At 56.4% G+C, this 17,486-nt stretch carries 8 protein-coding genes; 4 read left to right on the top strand and 4 right to left on the bottom strand.

Going from position 1 to position 17,486, the window contains the following annotated elements; genetic code table 11:
- From QM579_RS04365 to QM579_RS04355, 3 genes are all read left to right on the top strand, one after another.
- Positions 1–2,958 (top strand): ATP-binding protein, encoded by a 2,958-nt coding sequence (locus QM579_RS04365; RefSeq protein WP_414997987.1) that lies wholly within the window; start codon positions 1–3, stop codon positions 2,956–2,958.
- Positions 2,958–4,436 (top strand): sigma-54-dependent transcriptional regulator, encoded by a 1,479-nt coding sequence (locus QM579_RS04360; RefSeq protein WP_414997986.1) that lies wholly within the window; start codon positions 2,958–2,960, stop codon positions 4,434–4,436. The genes QM579_RS04365 and QM579_RS04360 overlap by 1 nt, the downstream gene beginning before the upstream one ends.
- A gap of 162 nt (positions 4,437–4,598) precedes the next feature.
- A complete protein-coding gene (locus QM579_RS04355; protein WP_414997985.1) occupies positions 4,599–4,859 on the top strand; it encodes a hypothetical protein in 261 nt (86 codons plus the stop codon).
- Between the two features lie 521 nt (positions 4,860–5,380).
- Here the strand turns inward: QM579_RS04355 and QM579_RS04350 are convergent.
- The 4 genes from QM579_RS04350 to QM579_RS04335 all read right to left on the bottom strand — a co-directional run bounded on the left by QM579_RS04350 (position 5,381) and on the right by QM579_RS04335 (position 15,271).
- Positions 5,381–7,180: a methyl-accepting chemotaxis protein gene (locus tag QM579_RS04350; protein WP_414997984.1), complete on the bottom strand. Its 1,800-nt coding sequence runs from the start codon at positions 7,178–7,180 to the stop codon at positions 5,381–5,383.
- A 120-nt stretch (positions 7,181–7,300) separates the two neighbouring features.
- Positions 7,301–7,516, bottom strand: a complete 216-nt coding sequence (locus tag QM579_RS04345) for a hypothetical protein (protein WP_414997983.1) — start codon at positions 7,514–7,516, stop codon at positions 7,301–7,303.
- 118 nt (positions 7,517–7,634) lie between these two features.
- A complete protein-coding gene (locus QM579_RS04340) occupies positions 7,635–9,404 on the bottom strand; it encodes a methyl-accepting chemotaxis protein (protein WP_414997982.1) in 1,770 nt (589 codons plus the stop codon).
- A gap of 521 nt (positions 9,405–9,925) precedes the next feature.
- On the bottom strand, positions 9,926–15,271 hold the full coding sequence (locus QM579_RS04335) for a beta strand repeat-containing protein (RefSeq protein ID WP_414997981.1): 5,346 nt from the start codon (positions 15,269–15,271) through the stop codon (positions 9,926–9,928).
- Positions 15,272–16,511: 1,240 nt separating this feature from the next.
- Here QM579_RS04335 and QM579_RS04330 point away from each other — a divergent pair.
- Positions 16,512–17,186, top strand: a complete 675-nt coding sequence (locus QM579_RS04330) for an outer membrane protein (protein WP_414997980.1) — start codon at positions 16,512–16,514, stop codon at positions 17,184–17,186.
- Positions 17,187–17,486 lie beyond the last annotated feature (300 nt).

Below are 17,486 nucleotides of genomic sequence, written 5' to 3'. Positions count from 1 at the left end.
ATGACATCTACAGATGCGAAGAAACCGGGTCCGGTGATCTGGGTTCCCCTATTGGCCTGTTTTTTTTGGCTTGTGCTTACCCTTGCCCTCTACCGGCAAGCCTCGCAGGTTGACGAAGCCCATAGACTTGAGTTGGAGCATACCAGACTTTCAACCGTTGCGCGACAACTTATGGATGCGCGTAATTGGAACGCGACCCACGGCGGTGTGTATGTGCTGAAAAGCGAATACGGGCAACCCAATCCCTGGCTGCCGGAGGGCGAACGTACCCTTGCCACCGAGGACGGCCGCACGCTTGTGCTCATGAATCCGGCATATATGAGCCGTCAACTGGCTGAACGCAGTTCAGAACCTGGCATTGGAATCAGCATCATAAGTAACGTGCCTCTGCGGCCGGAAAACAAGGCTGATACCTGGGAATCTGGCGCTCTTGGCCAGTGTACGGAAGAGGCGCGGGAAGTTTTCAGCGCTCCCGGAGAGGATGGGCAGGGAAAACTGCGTCTGCTCAGCGTGCTTGTGGCACAGGAAAGTTGCCTGCGTTGTCACTTGGGGCGCAAGGTGGGCGAAGTGCTCGGGGGCATCAGCGTCAGTCAGGATGCAGACGTTTACCTGCATAATGTGGAGCAGCAACAGCGCAACATGCAACTGTTGTACTCCCTGCTGGGGCTGACAGGCGTTCTTGCCATTGGGGGGCTGACTCTCAATCTTACGCGCCGCCGCTGGCTTGCAGAGGAAACCAGCCGCATGAAGAGCGCTTTTATGGCCCGCCTGAGTCATGATATGCGCACCCCGCTGACAGCCATACTGGGCATGAGCGAGCTGCTGCAACAAAAGGGCATGCAGGAACAAGACCGCAAAAAGGCCTTGCGCTATCTTTCCCAGGCGGGCAGCGCCCTGCTGGAAATGGTGCGTGACGTGACAGACCACGCAAGTCTGGAACAGGGGGCCCTGCAACTGCGGCCAGCATCTTTTGCCCTGCGCGCCGCGCTTGAAGACTGTATGGCGCTTTTCAGGCCAGTGGCTGAAGCCAAGGGGCTGGATATTGATCTGGACGTGAATCCGGATTTGCCCGATGCCGTGGTGGGCGACTGCTTTCGCCTGCGGCAGGCCCTGGGCAACCTTGTAAGCAATGCGGTAAAATTTACTGAGCTGGGGCGGGTGCGCGTTTGTGTGGAGCCCGCCGGACGCAAGGCAGGGGGCATCAATCAGGGCGCGGCTGACATCCTGCGGCTTAAAATTATGGTGCAGGATACCGGGCCGGGGCTGCCGGAGGAAGACGCCGAGCGCATATTCGAAAGTTTTCAGCGTGGCAGTGATAATCCCAGCGTGCCGGGCACGGGCCTTGGCCTGTATATATCGCGCACCATCGCCCGCCGTATGGGCGGTGATGTGACCGTTATTTCCTCGCCGGGGCGCGGATCATGCTTTACCCTTGAACTTTGCCTGCAACTGCCGAGCTGGACAGACCAGAAGAAAAAGAATGGCGAGTGCGGCCAGCAAGAGCCAGAAAGTGCAGCGGGTGAACAGAACACGGATGGCGCGCAGGCTTCGGCCTGCGGCAGTGTTGGCGGCCCTGCATTGTCTGTTGCCTCTGCGCCAGACTGCCGGCCCGCTTCAGGGTGTGACCGGAAAATGGACACAGTGCCTGGCCCTGAGTCTGGCCCTGAAGCGGGCTCTGACCTTGGCCCTGAATTGGGCCCGGAAATGAGCGCAACGTCTGGTTCTGAATCTGCCCCCGCGGCTGACCCTGAAATTTTTTCAGAAGCCAACACAGAAATCGGCTCAGAAGGCCATTCTGAACCAGAGCAGACCGCGCAGGACAAGCCCGTCCCACAGCAACCTGTTGTCCCTGTAACAGCGCCTTCCGTCACAGCCTGCACCGTACAGGGCAATGGGGCTGGCGTGGCTATGCATGCGCAGGCGTCTTCTGCGCAAAGTGGCTGTTTTGAGGGCCGCCGGATTCTCGTGGCTGAGGACAATGAGGCCAATCGATATATTATGGAGCACATGCTACGGGCAGAAGGCGCTTGCGTGCGTATGGCCCGTGACGGGAAAAGCGCTCTGGCCGCTCTGGATGATGGCCCGTGGGATATGGTCATTCTTGATGCGCGCATGCCCGACATGGGCGGGCTGGAGGTTTTGCAGGCCGTGCGTGCAGGGCACACCGCTGTTTCACCCCGGCAGAAAATCATCATTTACACCGCCGCCCTTGATGCAGAAGACAGGCAACGCAGCGCAGATCTTGAGGCGGATATGGTTCTGCTCAAGCCGCTTACCTTTGCAAGTCTGCGCAAGGAGCTGGCTTCGCTGCTGCCAGCCAGAGCAAGAAACGGTATGGGGCAAGATGGTGAGAGCCCGGATCGTAAGTGCCAGAACAATGCGCCTGCGTGTGGGCAGGCGGCCTCTGGTGCGCCCGGCATGCCCTGTGAAGACGTGTCTTGCACTGAGGCCATGCTCGCACCTAGCAACGCTGCCTGTTGCTCCGGCCCGCATTCTGCTTCCGATAGATGTGCGGCCGTATCCGTTTCAAACGCCCCCCATGAGGAGGCACTCATGCCCTGGAACAGGCAGGAAGCGCTTGCCGCTCTGGATCACGACCCTGAACTGCTGTTGCAACTGGCCGAGGTTTTACGAAAGGACCTCCAGACCCGCGGAGCGCACCTTGAGGCAGCCTTGGGCGCAGGTGATGCTTACAACCTGCGGCGTCTGGCGCATGCCGTAAAAAACTCGGCCGGAACCATGCGCTTTGATGTGCTGCACGCGCGGGCTGGCGACACTGAAAACGCGCAGGAAGCTGATCTGGAGCAGGCTGCGGCGCATATGCGCCGTGCTCTGCAAGAAGCTCTGGCCATGCTGGACGAGTATCTGGGCGTTGAGCCTGATGCAAATTTTGCGGCAGGCAAGGCTGCTGCCCCGGAATGTGACCCGGCCTCGGCGGGCCGCAAGGGAGACTGCTGATGGCCCGTATTCTTGTGGTGGATGACGAAGCTCTCATGCGCACTATGGTCGAAGTGGTATGTACACGCATGGGCCATGAGGTTTTGCTGGCAGAGAGCATCAGTCAGGGGCTGGAGATGGGCCGCAAGGGCGTGGACGTGATACTTCTTGATGTCTGGCTGCCCGACGGCAGCGGGCTTGAGTGGCAGGCTGACTTCGCACATCTGCCGGGCATGCCCGATGTTGTCATCATCACCGGGCACGGCGACGGCGACGCCGCCGAAGCTGCCCTGCGGTCAGGAGCGTGGGAGTTCTTGACCAAGCCTTTGAAAGTTCGGGATATTGAGCAATGCCTGCGTCATGTCTTGACCTTTCGCCAGAACAGGGTGCCGGGTCCGGAAGCGCTGCTGGTGGACAGCGGGCACATCCTTGGCGCAGGCATGGGGATGAGCCGGGCTTTGAAGCTGCTGGCCCAGGCCGCGCAAAGTGAAGTTAACGTCCTTTTGCTGGGTGAAACTGGCGTGGGCAAGGAAGTTTTTGCCAAGACGCTGTTTCGCAACAGTGCGCGGGCCGCGCGCCCCTTTGTGACCGTGGACTGTGCTTCCCTGCCGGAAAATCTCGTGGAAAGCCATCTTTTCGGGCACAGCCGAGGGGCGTTCACCGGAGCAGACAGAGCGCGGGACGGGCTTTTGCTGGCGGCACACAAAGGCACGCTCTTTCTTGACGAAGTGGGCGACCTGCCGCAGTCCATGCAGGGAGCCTTTTTACGCGCTCTTGAGTTGCGGCGGTTCAGACCTGTGGGAGAAGTGCGGGAGGTCAGCAGCGACTTTCGCCTTGTGGCGGCAACCAACAGAGACATTGAAGGCATGACCAGCGACGGGACTTTTCGCTCTGACCTGCTGTACCGGTTGCAGGGCATCACCATAGTCATACCGCCCCTGCGGGAACGGAGAGACGAAATTCCCGCTCTGGCCCAGCAGGCGGCAAGCCGCTTTTGCCTGCACAACGATTTGCCGCCCAAGGCCATTTCCGGGCAGGTGCTGGACATGCTTATGGAGTATTCCTGGCCCGGTAACGTGCGGGAACTTATCAACAGCACCGAACGCGCCTGTCTGGCTGCGGGGCAGGGTGATCTGCTTTTGCCCGTGCATCTGCCCACCCGCATGCGTGTTGATGAGGCGCGCCGCCGCATGGGGCGTGGACAAGAGGGCGGTTTTGGCGAAGCGGTGGGCAGTGTTGCTCTTGGCGCAAACGGAACTTCCGGGGGGCAGGCTTCGGAAACACAACCGGGGGGCACGGCGCCCGCAACCGCGGGCCTGCCGCAGCTGTCTGGCGACGAGCAGGATTTGCCGCCTTTGCGCCAGTGGAAGGCTTTGGCTGAAGAAAGCTATGTGCGGCGCATCTGGGCCGTCAGCGGAGCTGACGCGCGCAAGGCCGCAGGAATGGCTGGCATATCGCGCGGCCACTGGTATGAGCTGATGAAAAAGTGTGGCCTTTGATGCGTCAGGGCAATTTTTCTTACCCCGTTGAATGCTCCAATCGCTTGGCAGAGTAGCGTTTGCGCAAAAAAAGTCAGATCGGGGGCGCACGGGATATTGCATCACCGCATGAAAGGGGCTATAGCGAAAAAAATCCGCTTATTAAAGGCAATAAGACAGCATATGAACAAAAGTTCCCTTACCATCAAAGGATACGTTACGGCGTTGCCCCGCTCTGTTGATGCAAGGCAGGCCAGGGTGGCTGTGGTCCAGGACGACGTGGAATACCGCATCGTGCCGCGCGGTGCTGGTGTGGATATGGACGACGAAGTCAGTCTCCCTGTGGAGGTTTCCGGGCTGCTTGAAGAGGTGGACGGCGTGAATTACCTCGTCGTGCGTGGCTACACAGTGCTGGAAGACGATTCCTGGCTTGAAGAAGAATAGCACTTTTTCTTTTCTGTAGTCAGAACGCAGTTCAAGGGATTCTTCGGCAGGCGAGGCGTATCATGACCGCACGGCGGCGGCATGCTCCCCTGATCGGTAATTACAGGTTCCAGCAAATGGTATTTGAGGTGGATCGGGTGCAAGTCCGGTCCATCTTTTGCGTTCGAGCGCTTAAGCCTTGAGACAGTATACTGTCCGAATGGTGCTGCCCGGGGGAGTTCTTGGTTCAGGTCAGAAGATTTTCTGTCATTTATTGAAATAGCAATAAAAGTTTCAGGAGAAGGGTAAGAAATCCTTTTACAAAAGAAGCCCTTCTCCACAAAGCAATGTAAAGTAAAGCTGCTCTGGCACTGCCTGGGCCAGCAAAATGCCCCTTCTGCCGGGTCAGGCAGAAGGGGCATTGTATTTATTCAAGCAGACGAATTTGAAATGCTTCACATTGCAACGTTGGCATTCAGCAGAAAAATGCAATTTTTGGCTGAATCCATGCGTGGTACGGCGCTTAACTACGCCGGATGGATTTATTTTTTCATTTCGCCAATGAGGTCGCTCAGGCTGTGCGCCTGACGCGCCAGATCGCTGACAGACCGGGCAGCTTCGTTCATTGCCTCGGCCGTCTGCTGCACCACTTCGTTGACCGAGGTGATGGAGCGGTTGATCTCCTCGCTGGCGGCAGACTGTTGCTCGCTGGCGGCGGCAATGGCATTGACCTGATCTGCCGTGGCTTCGACGGTGGTAACAATTTCACTCAGGGCAAGACCGGACTGATTGGCAAATTCCGTCGCCTGATTCACCTGTTCCGAAGCGCTTTCCATTGCGGCCATACTTTTCGCGGTGCTTTCCTGAATGGCCTTGATGGCATTGCCCACATCGTGCGTGGAGGCCATTGTTTTTTCTGCCAGCTTGCGCACTTCATCGGCCACCACGGCGAAGCCGCGCCCGGCTTCACCAGCGCGGGCAGCTTCAATGGCCGCGTTGAGGGCCAGCAGGTTGGTCTGGTCCGCAATGTCGGAAATAACGTTCATGATCTTGCTGATGGCCTGGGCCTGATCGTTGAGCTGCCCCATATTTTCCGTAAGACGCAGTGAAACCTCGTGTACCTGCCCTATGCTGTGCACGGCCTGTTCCACAATATGCGCGCCAGCCACGGCCCTTTCGCGTGTTTCGCTTGAGGCTATGGAGGCTTCGGACGCGTTTTGGGCCACACTCTGCACTGTGGCGTTCATTTCATTCATGGCTGTCGCCGCGTCGGTCAGGCGGCGGGCGGAATCCAGCGCACCCTTGTCGGACTGTTCGATCTGCGCCGAAAGTTGCGTTGAGGCCGTGCTGACCACATGAGCCACCTGTTCAAGCTTGTCGGCGGCCATGAGCATGGCTGCTGCCTTGGCCTGCGCATCCTTGCCCGCCTGTTCTGCTTCGCTTTGGGCAACTCTGGCTTCGGCTGCGGCTTCGTCAGCCTGACGGCTTTTTTCCGCCGCCTGATTGATAAGCTGTTTCAGGTTACCGACCATGTCGCGCAGGGCCTGTTCCAGAATAGCCACTTCGTCCTTGCCAGTGGGAGCGATATGCACGTCCAGATCGCCCGCAGCCACGGCGCGGGCCTGCCCGGTGATGCCGCCCAAAGGCTTGGTGATGGACGTTACCAGATGGTAGGAAAGAGGAATGACGATGAGCAGCAGAATGGCCAGAAAGCCGCCGCCATAGGTAGTCAGGGTGCGTGTGAGCAGACCCTGCATGGTGTTGCGCAGTTTGGTCTCGTCTCTGTCCACGTTGTCTATGTAAACGCCGGTGCCGATCCAGTAGGGCGTTCCCGCAACATTTTCAGCGTAGCCGAGCTTGAATACGTCGCCTTCGCCGGGCTTGGGAAAGACAAAGTCAACAAATCCGCCGCCTTTGAGCGAGGCTTTATGCAGTTCAGTAACGTAGTGCACGCCCTGTTTGTCAGCTGTGTCGGACAGATCTTTGCCGATGAGCTGCTTTTGCGTGGGGTGGGCCACGCTGATTGTGCCTTCATAAACGTAGAAATACCCTGACCCGTCGTTTTCAAAGCGGGATTTTTCAACATAGTCCGCAATGATGCGCAACTGCTCCTGCTTTGGCAGGTCTTTTGTCATAGCGGCCAGTCCCAGAGCAGAGGCGTGGGTCACGTCCTTGATGCGCGCTCGCTGCGAATCAAGCAGCTGGCTTCTGGCAACAGCGGTTCCCTCGTTGATGACGCCGCTGGTCATGAAAAAAGACAAGATAGCCATACTTATGGTCATAGTTATCATAAGAATGACAAAGCAGGTTATGCGTTGCGAAATGCTGATGGCTCTGAGCATGGCGATTCTCCAGGGTGGTCCGGGTGGACGCAGCCGCCTGATGGGACCGGGAAAGACAGCGGGTCTTGTTAGTTGGGTCGGGTATTTGGCCGGGGCAAGTCTGCACCGGGCATGCGGTCATCATATGACAGTTTCAAGGCAAACAGGCGTCACGTCCCCTTGGGCGGCGTGTCGGGAGGCGGGCTGAAAAAAGGGCGCAGCAATCCATGCCGTAACATGGGCGCGGGTGGCCGGACACAAACGGCAGGTGATGCCGCCGTATTGCCCGTATGCGGGAAAGCCCCGCACGTATGCGTGGATTGTTGGCTCATGATGCTGGATGGGTGAACAGGCCATACCTGCACAAACGCAGCACTTCGCCGAAAAACCCCTGTAAAAAGGTAGCCCCGGCGGCGCATGGCAGTTGTCTGAAGCCGGGCTTGCCCGGCATCAGACAACAATTAATCAGAAAGATTTACTGATTGTACTCTTCATTTCGCATCTCTGCAATAAGAGATGTTAGGGTCCGGGTTTGCCGCGCCAGATCGCCAACGGCTCTGGAGGCCTCGTTCATTGCTTGGGCTGTTTGCTGTACGGCATCGTTGACCGTGGAGATGGAGCGGTTGATCTCTTCGCTGGCAACGGACTGTTGTTCACTGGCAGCGGCGATGGCGTTGACCTGATCTGCTGTGCCTTCGACGGTGGTGACTATTTCGCCAAGAGCCTGGCCAGACTGGTTGGCGAACCCTGTGGCGTTGTCGACCTGCGCGGCAGCCAGATCCATAGCGGCCACACTTTTTGCCGTGCTTTCCTGAATGGCCTTGATGGCGCTACCCACATCGTGCGTTGAGGTCATAGTTTTTTCGGCCAGCTTGCGTACCTCGTCGGCCACCACGGCGAAGCCGCGCCCGGCTTCGCCAGCGCGGGCAGCTTCAATGGCCGCGTTAAGGGCCAGCAGGTTGGTCTGATCCGCAATGTCCGAAATGACATTCATGATGTTGCTGATGGCCTGGGCCTGCGTGTTGAGCTGGCCCATATTTTCAGTGAGGCGCAGCGAAACTTCGTGTACCTGCCCTATGCTGTGTACGGCCTGTTCCACAATGTGCGCGCCTGCCACAGCTTTTTCGCGTGTTTCGTGTGACGCTGTGGAAGCCTGCGCCGCATTGTGGGCCACATTATGCACTGTGGCGTTCATCTGATTCATAGCGCTGGCCGCTTCAGCAAGCCGTTGGGCGGAAGCAACCGCGCCCTTGTCGGACTGTTCGATCTGTACCGAGAGCTGGGTGGAAGCCGCGCTGACGGCCTGGGCGACCTGCTCAAGCTTATGGGCGGCGGCAAGCATGGCCGCGGTTTTCTTTTTGGCGTCTTCTTCAGAGGTTTCAGCTTTGTGTAACGCTTCCGCAGCCATATGCGACTGTTCAAGTGCCTTTTCTGATTCTTGCCGGGCACGTTCGATATGGCTTTTCAGGGCTTCCACCATCGCGACGATATCGCCGTACACTCCGCGCCGGGAGCCGTCGTCGTCCATGTGGTAGTCGCCTCCGGCCACACGGCGGGCAACAAGGGCGAGCTGGCCGGGGTCCTTGCCAAGCTGTCTGCTGACTGACCGCGTAAGAAGCAGGCAGATGCCGACCGCACACATGAGGCCCACCCCGGCAAGAATCAGGGATGTGGCTCGGGCCTGCTCGCCGATGGAAGAGGCGTCGCCCGCCGCCTGCTGGCTGCCGTTGACGCTGCGGTTGAGCAGTTCGCCGTATGCCTCGGCCATCTTTTCAAAAACGGGGCGATACTTGCTGTCAAAGTTGGATACCGCCATGCCGCGACGGCCATTGAGCATGCCTTTGACCAGGCTCTCGCGTATTTCGCCCGCTTCGGCAGACAGGGCGTCAATGCGCTCTATAAGCTCTTTGTCCTGTTTGCTGATGCCGCCCGGCAGGGACTGCATGAGCGTAAGAAGTCTTTCGCGGTTTTCCTGCAAGACCTGTAGGGATTGCTGGATTCTCGTTTCATACTTACGTATTTCGTCTGCGTAATTTTGCGACATGATGGCGGCGAGGTCGGCCCGCACAGCATTGATCTGTATGTTCATGCTCTGGACGGTGATAACCGCCGGCAGCCACGTGCTGTCGATTTCATTCACTCTGGAGTTCATTGCATCCAGATTTTTGATGGCTACGCCTGAAAGAATAAGAAGTATGGCAATAACAGACAGAAATGACAGCATGAGTTTGACGCCCAGCTTCATTGGCGTTCCCTCCACGATGGCCGGTGTACGACGCGGGGCAAAGCCCTGCATCTGACAAAAAAAGCCCGACAGACCATACTGCGGGCTACTTGGCCATTCCGCCTTGCTGCGGAATGTGGGGGGTGCCTTTCCGCTGGTGCCCCGAACCTGGTTGGCGGCGACAGGAGGGCGCGGATGGGGTGGGGCGGGCCTGATGCCCGAATCCCTGTAAGCATTACTGTGGTCTATGTTTTTTGTAGCAGCCTCTTTGCGGTTTCGCAACTGGCTGTATTGGGGCTCTGGTACCGAAATGGTGAAGCCGGGGTTTGTCTGACGAACCCCGGCTTTCTTTGTTGGCTATTAAGGAAACGCTGATTTATTCCGTTTGGCGGCGTTGCTTCACTTTTTTTGAAACAGTCGAGGACAGAAGAGTCCACTCCTGCTTCAAAAAAAGATCGCGCCTTGCCAAACGAAATAACTGCGCGTTTTCAGGAGGCTCTTTAATCAGTGTTTCCTTAAAATTAACAGCTTGAACCGCCGTTTTAGGCGTTTTCCACCATCTGCCGGGCAACTTCGCCAGACACATCGGCGCTGAGCGTTTCCTGCTCGGAAACTCTGGCCCCGGAATCTTCGCCGGAAGAATCCCGCGACTGCGCTACGGAGGCCACAGGCAGGGCAGCTTCCTTCAGGGCGGCGGTATTGGTCAGGTCAACAAGGTCTCTGGCGTCAACCATATGTCCGCCAATGGTTTCTTCAGTTGCGGATGCGGGCTGGAGCACGCTGTCCAGGCTGTCATCGCCTTCGCGCAGTATGTCATCCATTTCCACAAGGGACTGCCCGGGAGTGTTGTATCCTTCATGGCTGTCCAGACCCGCACGTTCAGTTGAGGAAGCGTCCCATATGCCTGTTTCGGAGTAGTTGGCATCCATCGCATCGTCGTACAGGCTTTCATCCGCATCAAGGAAGTCGCCGCCATCACTGGCAAAGAGCAGGGTGGAGTAGGCGTCGCTGTCAAAGTCGTGGTGCAGGGGGTCAATGCCGTCGCCAGAGTCATGACTGCCAGCGCCGTCGTGACCGGGATCATTGTGCCCGGGGGCATCGTGATCCTGAAGAGCGTCGGAGACGACGGAGAACGGTTCCGGCTGCGCGTCCGAAGGGCTGGTGAAGGACACCTTGTCCCCGTCCACCTTGCTCAGGAAGTCGGAAAGAGCGTCCCGCAGGGCGGCTTCGTCCGCACCGGACCATTCTCCGTCGATCTGGAACTGAACAGAAGTCAGCCCCGCAAAGAAGTCGGCGTTGGTCAGGCCATTGAGCCAGTCGGCATAGCGGCTTGCAAATTCGTTCATGTCGCTGGCCTGCAAGATCAGGGTAAAGGTGTTGTCCGCATTGGCCACGATGTTGAGGCTGCCCAGGGCAACACTGCCGGCTACGGTCACCGTGTTATCAGAACCCGAGATCACGATCTTGTTTTCACTGGCCGCATTGGCGTCGGTTGTGATGTTGCCCTGAATGGTTATCTGGCTGCCAGCGCCAAGCGATATTTCATTTCTGCCGCCAGTATTGGCGCTCAGGGCTGTACCCTGACCGTCCTGCGCGGTGATGCTTACACTGCTGTTCTGGCCCCCGTTGATGATGTTCAGCGAGCCGCCGCCCTTGGCCCACATGGCTATGGCGTTGCCAGCCGCTGCTGCCGTGGCGGTGATAGACACAGTCACCGAGCCGTCGCTGCTGATTTCATTATGGCCGCCGTTCAGGGCAGACATGGCCGTAGCATAATTGGTTATACCCGCCGCATGATTGGCCGTCACGCTCACGCTGCCGGAATCAAGGCTGATGCTGTTGACGCTGCTGGCTCCGTTGGCTTGCATGCCGTAAAGCTCGCCTTCAACATTTATGCTGCCGTGTCCGTCAATGGAGACATCATTGATGCCGTGCCCTGTAACATCCATACCCCGGGACCCCGCGATATGTATGGTGCCGCCGTCGGTCGCAGTAATCTGGTTGTCGCCGCCGTTGGACACAAACAGCCCTGCGCCTTCCGTCGGCGGGCCAGTGGGGGACGCTTCCTGCCTGGCTCCGGCAATGTCGATATTCTTGCCAATGATATAGTTGGCCCCTCCGCTGGTGGCAGACAAGCCGTACTGACCGGAGACATTCACCGTGCCGTTTACAGCGGTAATACTGTTGGCTGAAAGAAAACCGTCAGCGGACATGCCGTCCAGGTCACTCGTAACGGTGATGATGTTGTTGCCCTTGCCGGATATGCTGTTGCGCCCGCCGCCAGAGGCATTCATGCCCGCATTGCCGCCGGAAATGGTGATGTTGCCGTCACCTTGGGCGGTGATACTATTGTTTACGTCGATATTGGTGGTATTGGCGCTGGCGTTTACTCCGGAGCTCTTGCCGGAAATGGTGATGTCGCCGCCTGTGCCTGTAACGGTATTGCTGCCCACACCAGAGGCATTGAGGCCTGAGGATGAGCCGGAGATGTTCACATCCCTGCCAGTCACTTCATTGCTGCCATCCGCCGCCAGAAGGGCGCTGCCGTTACTGGCGGTAACGGTGACTGTGCCCTGTTCGGCGGTGAGCTTGTTGTTGGAGCTCTGGTTCAGGGCTCCAGCGCCAAACTGCTGGCCCGTAACGGTAATATTGCCCTGGCCTTCCACAGACACGTCATTGCTGCCGCCTGAAATGGCTTCCAGCCCACGGTGCCCCGCGACGGTCACGTCTCCATTCATTGCAGTGACTTCGTTGATGCTGCCGCCAGAGGCGAAGATGCCAGCTGCGCCGGATATTCCGCCGCCTGGCAGCGTTTCGCCCGAAGCGCCCGCGATGTTCACATTTTTGCCAATGATGTAGTTGGCGCCGTTTCTGGTGGCGGAAAGTCCTTCGCCGTCCTGCCCCGTGACGTTGACCGTGCCGCCCACAGTTACGATGCTGTTGGCTGAAAGTGCGCCGTCAGCGGACATGCCGTCCAGATTACCCGTGACGGTGATGACGTTGTTGCCCTTGCCAGACACCTCATTGCGTCCGCCGCCAGCTGCGTCCATGCCAGCGATACCGCCCTCAATGGTGATGGATGTATCGCCCTGGCCAATAATCGTGTTGCCCACATGAGCGGCCCCGCCAGTATTGGCGCTTGCGTAGACAGCGCTGGAATCGCCCTTGATGGTGATGCTGCCGCCTGTGCCTGTAACGGTGTTGCTGCCCACACCAGCGGCATTGAGCCCTGATGAGGAGCCGGAGATGTTCACATCCCTGCCGGTCACTTCATTGCTGCCGTCCGCAGCCACAAGAGCGCTGCCGTTGCTGGCGGTAACGGTAACCGTACCCTGTTCGGCGGTGAGCGCATTGTTGGAGCTCTGGTTCAGGGCTCCAGCGCCGAAAAGTTCGCCTTCAACCGTAATGTTGCCCTGACCCATCACTGACACGTCATTGCTGCCTCCGGTAACAGCTTCCATGCCGCGGTGTCCCTTAACGGTCACGTCTCCGTCCATTGCAGTAACTTCGTTGATGCTGCCGCCAGAGGCGAAGATGCCAGCTGCGCCGGATATTCCGCCGCCGGGCAGCGTTTCGCCCGAAGCGCCCGCGATGTTCACATTCTTGCCAATGATATAGTTGGCTCCATTTCTGGTGGCCGAAAGCCCTTCGCCGATCTGTCCGGTGACGTTGACGGTGCCGTCCACAGCTACGATGCTGTTGGCTGAAAGGCGGCCGTCAGCGGACATGCCGTTCCATTCGCCAGTGACGGTAATAACGTTGTTGCCCTTGCCGGACACCTCATTACGGCCGCCGTCTGCTGCATCCATGCCTACTATGCCGCCAGTGATGGTGATGGCGGTATCGCCTTCGCCAATGATCGTGTTGCCCACATGTGCGGCCCCGCCAGTATTGGCGCTTGCGTAGACAGCGCTGGAATCGCCCTTGATGGTGATGCTGCCGCCTGTGCCAGTAACGGTGTTGCTGCCCACACCAGCGGCATTGAGGCCTGATGAGGAGCCGGAGATGTTCACATCCCTGCCGGTCACTTCATTGCTGCCATCCGCAGCCACAAGAGCGCTGCCATCGCTGGCGGATACAGTAACCGTACCCTGTTCAGCCGTGAGGATGTTGTTGGAGCTCAGGTTCAGGGCTCCAGCGCCGAAAATTTCGCCTTCTACCGTAATGTTGCCCAGCCCTTCCACGGACACGTCATTGCTGCCTCCGGTAACAGCTTCCATGCCGCGGTGTCCCTTAACGGTCACGTCTCCGTTCATTGCAGTAACTTCGTTGATGCTGCCACCGGAGGCGAAGATGCCTGCTGCGCCGGATATTCCGCCGCCGGGCAAGGTCTGGCCCGAAGCGCCCGTGATGTTCACGTCCTTGCCGAAGACATAGTTGGCCCCGTTGCCAGTAGCAGCAAGGCCTTCAAGTGTCTGGCCAGTGATGTTTACGGTACCCTGCAGGTTGGAAATATGATTGGAAGACCCTGGGCCTGTGGCGTACACGCCTTCGTCTCCACCAGTGATAGTAAGGGTTTTGTCGCCAGTGTTAATTATGCTGTTCTGACCGCCATTTTCGGCGTAGACGCCCGTGCCGCTGCCCTCTACAAGAACCTGATTGCCGGAAATGGTGTTGCTGCCCTGGCTGGCCGACACGCCGTGGCCAGAGGTGTTGCTGATGTGGATTTGCCCCTTGCCCATATCTATGGAGTTGGAGGCGTTGCCACCCTCGGCACTCACACCGTCATGCACGCGCAGGGTGCCGTCATAGGATGTGACGGCAGTTGCACCGCCAGTGTTGATCACGCCCTTGTTCATGAGAATGGTATTGAAATCGTGGCCCATGTCAGACGGGTTGCCGCTGGCGTGGACGTAACTGCCGCCAATGAGGCTGTCGTTGAGCACGATATCGTTATTCTTGGAGGATGAGGTGATGTGGTAGCTGCCGTTTTGGCCGGAACCTTGGTGGTATTCACCAATATAGTCCGTGCCAAGGCCGGAAACCGCGCCGTACTCTTCGTCATAGTCTGCTGAATTGAAATAGGTGCCCTGGGTGCCCACCACTTCAACTTTATACTCGGAAGTTTGGCCGTTCATGGTCACGGTTACGGTTACAAACCCGCGCAGAAAGGAATCGTCGCCAGTTTGTTGCAGCATTTGCAGGCCTTGGGGACTCAGTTTGAAAACCAGCTGGCCGTTTTCCACAACAGGGTCAGCAAGCCAGCTGTTGTCCCAATCAGCCGGAAAAGACCAGGCAACAGCATAGGAACCTGCGGGCGCGCCAGCAAGGTTTACTACGGAGCCGTCGGCATTTTTGAAAAAGATGGGCGTGGTCACAACATGGTCGGCGCTGTTGGGGCCCGTGTTGTACATGACAGCGCGAACGTCGGCCGCAAAGCTCTGTCCAATGGGCGGAACCGTGGGCGGCCCTGTAGGGCCTTCGCCAGAAACGGGGCCTGAATTGTTGACCGTGCCAAGATTCATGAGAGGCGCAGTCAGTTGGTTTTCCATACTGACGGCTGAACCGGGGATGCTCATGTCCAGACCATCCAGGTGATCTATGCCAGAGGCCAGGTCGGCATTGCCCATTTCGTTGTAGCGGGCGCTGCGCGCGGCTTCGGGTCCAGCAGCCGGGGCAAGGTCAGGGCCAAGGGAGGCAAAGAAGTCCGAACCGGAGACAATCTGGCCGCCGACTTCAAATTCGGGCAGGTTCTCTCCAGTAAAGTCTACGTAAAAATCTTCTATGAGAATGCTGGAGCCGTCGTCAAAAACGAAAACAAGGTTTTCTCCCTGACGCTCAACAGTCGCTTCTTCAAGCACGAAATCCATGCTGAGTCTGCTGCCAGGAATGGCTTTTACTGTGGTGTGCTGTCCAGCCGTGGGGTGAGCAAGTATGATGGTGTTCATGAGTTCTCCTGCATACTGCCATGTGCGGTTACGCTGGCGGTATGATCCAAAATATCTGGGGCTGCCTGGCCGTTACGGCAGTACTTGTCGTTTTGTTCTGGTGGCTGTCCTTCAGCTATGCCGCATAATTGCGGTTTGCTGCTCGTGGGCATTCCTTCAGGTACAATGGCACTGCTGTAAAAAGCCGCCATGCGGCAAAGTAGTGGCTTTGGGAGAGGGAACAGGAATGAGGCTGTTCCGTGTTCCAGGCGATGACCTTTTCAGGCATGGCCGGACTCGGAGTTCTGTGAAGATTCCGAGCGTTGAGGCTTTGGGCAAGGTCTTGGGGCACCTTGCGGAAGCAGGGCAGCGAGCGCATAACCACATGCTTACATGCTGTAAATTGCAACGTTTCGGGGTATTGTCAATGATGTTGCGAATAATTATCAATAGTATGCCCTATATTACCATACTAACCAGCTAAAGTGCTTGATGTTTTATTTTTAAAAATACTTTGTCATGTGAATATATTGGTATCTATATTACCAGTGGTCGGAACTAAATTCCCAAATATGGTCTTGTGTACGCGCGTGATTTTATTTGTTGGAGCTTAGATAGCTTAGAATAGTTATACTGATTGTGATATTTTGAATATTATTAAAAATATCACTGCTATAAGATATACTTATTGCATGTTCTATGGTTGGTTATTAAGTTTTTTTAGTAGTATAGTGTTGGCTAGTGCGTGTTTTAAACAGATATTAAATAATTTTTATGCCAAATTATGGCTGAAAGCAGTATGTACTATACGGTTTATTGGGTTTTCGTATTGTTATGCACAACATAAATCATCAATAATTGTCTGCTCAGAAGAAAATATACGTGCGAGACGCTATAGATTTTTCTAAAGGCGATCGTCTGTTGCATCGGCCGAGCGCGTGCCGTGCGCATATTCATGTGTGGATTGCCTGGCGCTAATTGTCAGAAAAATTTAACGAATGCATTTGGTTGTGATATTCAAAACCGCAATGATATGGTTATGTATGCTCTTGCTGTATGGGGGGTTTGCATAACACAATTCTAAGTTGCGCGATAAAAGTAAAGATTTAGATATTTCTGTTGCGGGTTTTCTTCATTAATTCCTTATCAATCAGATATAGTAGTTGAACTAAAGAGTGTCCGTGTGTATTTTTTAAAATACTAGGCTACGTAGCCTGCTGAACTGTAAGATATGTAGTAATTAAAAAAGATTGGAGGGAACATGTTTAAACGCGTTTTTCTCGCCACACTGCTGTCATTGGCACTTTCTGTCCCAGCCTTTGCGGCAGATAATGGCTTCTATATGGGCCTGAAATTTATTGATTCCATCCAGAGCACGGGTGATATTTCAAAAGGAGGAGAAGCCAGCACTGTCGATATAAACAGTTACTCCCAGAACACCATCGGTGGCGGCGCTTTTGTCGGCTTTGACTTTTTTCCTATGTATCAAGTGCCAGTTCGCGCGGAAATTGAATACGCTATCCGCACTAACAGCGAGACTGAATGGGACTCCAAGTACGATCGCGATGCGACGCTTAAGGGGCAGTGGAACTTGCAGACCCTGTTCCTGAATGCGTACTGGGATTTCCATAACGATACGGCCTTCACACCATATATTGGCGGTGGTGTCGGCATGGGCTTCATTCAAAGCAAATACAAGGCAGAAGTCGCAGGTTTTGGCAGTGAAAGCTTTAACGAAACCAACACTGTCTTCGCCTGGAATGCTGGCGCTGGCGTAGCCTATGCCATTACCGACAACCTGTCGGCGGACCTTGCGTACCGTTTCGTGGGCCTTGGCTATCATGAAAATGAAAAGACCGTAGAAAATGAAAAGTTCAAGGTCGGCATGGCCCCGTATGCCAACGAATTCAGCCTTGGCATTCGCTATACGTTCTAAAAATCAGTGTTTCTGACAGTCCTGACAGGGCCGCCTTTTGGCGGCCCTGTTTTTTTGTATGCAGAAAATTCTTAGACTGGCGGGGCCTTTTGGGGCAAGGCGATGCACAGCGGCCCTTATTTTCAATAGAGCAGTGATGCTCAGTATAACAGAGGTTGCGGCAAACTGAGATTGCTTGCACCAGCTTGGCGGCAGTGATTTGCGGCAAAGAGTGGAGCGTGCCTCAAAGGCGAGGCGCTCGCATTCAGTCTGCTGCCGTAGGGGGCATCTGCGGAAATTCAGGAGAGATCGTTGGCTGAT

This window comes from Desulfovibrio sp., from assembly GCF_047607245.1.
Classification (GTDB): domain Bacteria; phylum Desulfobacterota; class Desulfovibrionia; order Desulfovibrionales; family Desulfovibrionaceae; genus Desulfovibrio.
The sequence above is the reverse complement of the archived record's forward strand: the minus strand, read 5'-3'. Positions and strand labels throughout refer to the sequence as shown.

What these genes read in the sequence shown, in the direction of transcription:
- QM579_RS04365 (WP_414997987.1), top strand. Translation starts at nt 1, where the DNA reads ATGACATCTACAGATGCGAAGAAACCGGGTCCGGTGATCTGGGTTCCC.
- QM579_RS04360 (WP_414997986.1), top strand. Translation starts at nt 2,958, where the DNA reads ATGGCCCGTATTCTTGTGGTGGATGACGAAGCTCTCATGCGCACTATG.
- QM579_RS04355 (WP_414997985.1), top strand. Translation starts at nt 4,599, where the DNA reads ATGAACAAAAGTTCCCTTACCATCAAAGGATACGTTACGGCGTTGCCC.
- QM579_RS04350 (WP_414997984.1), bottom strand. Translation starts at nt 7,180, where the DNA reads ATGCTCAGAGCCATCAGCATTTCGCAACGCATAACCTGCTTTGTCATT.
- QM579_RS04345 (WP_414997983.1), bottom strand. Translation starts at nt 7,516, where the DNA reads ATGGCCTGTTCACCCATCCAGCATCATGAGCCAACAATCCACGCATAC.
- QM579_RS04340 (WP_414997982.1), bottom strand. Translation starts at nt 9,404, where the DNA reads ATGAAGCTGGGCGTCAAACTCATGCTGTCATTTCTGTCTGTTATTGCC.
- QM579_RS04335 (WP_414997981.1), bottom strand. Translation starts at nt 15,271, where the DNA reads ATGAACACCATCATACTTGCTCACCCCACGGCTGGACAGCACACCACA.
- QM579_RS04330 (WP_414997980.1), top strand. Translation starts at nt 16,512, where the DNA reads ATGTTTAAACGCGTTTTTCTCGCCACACTGCTGTCATTGGCACTTTCT.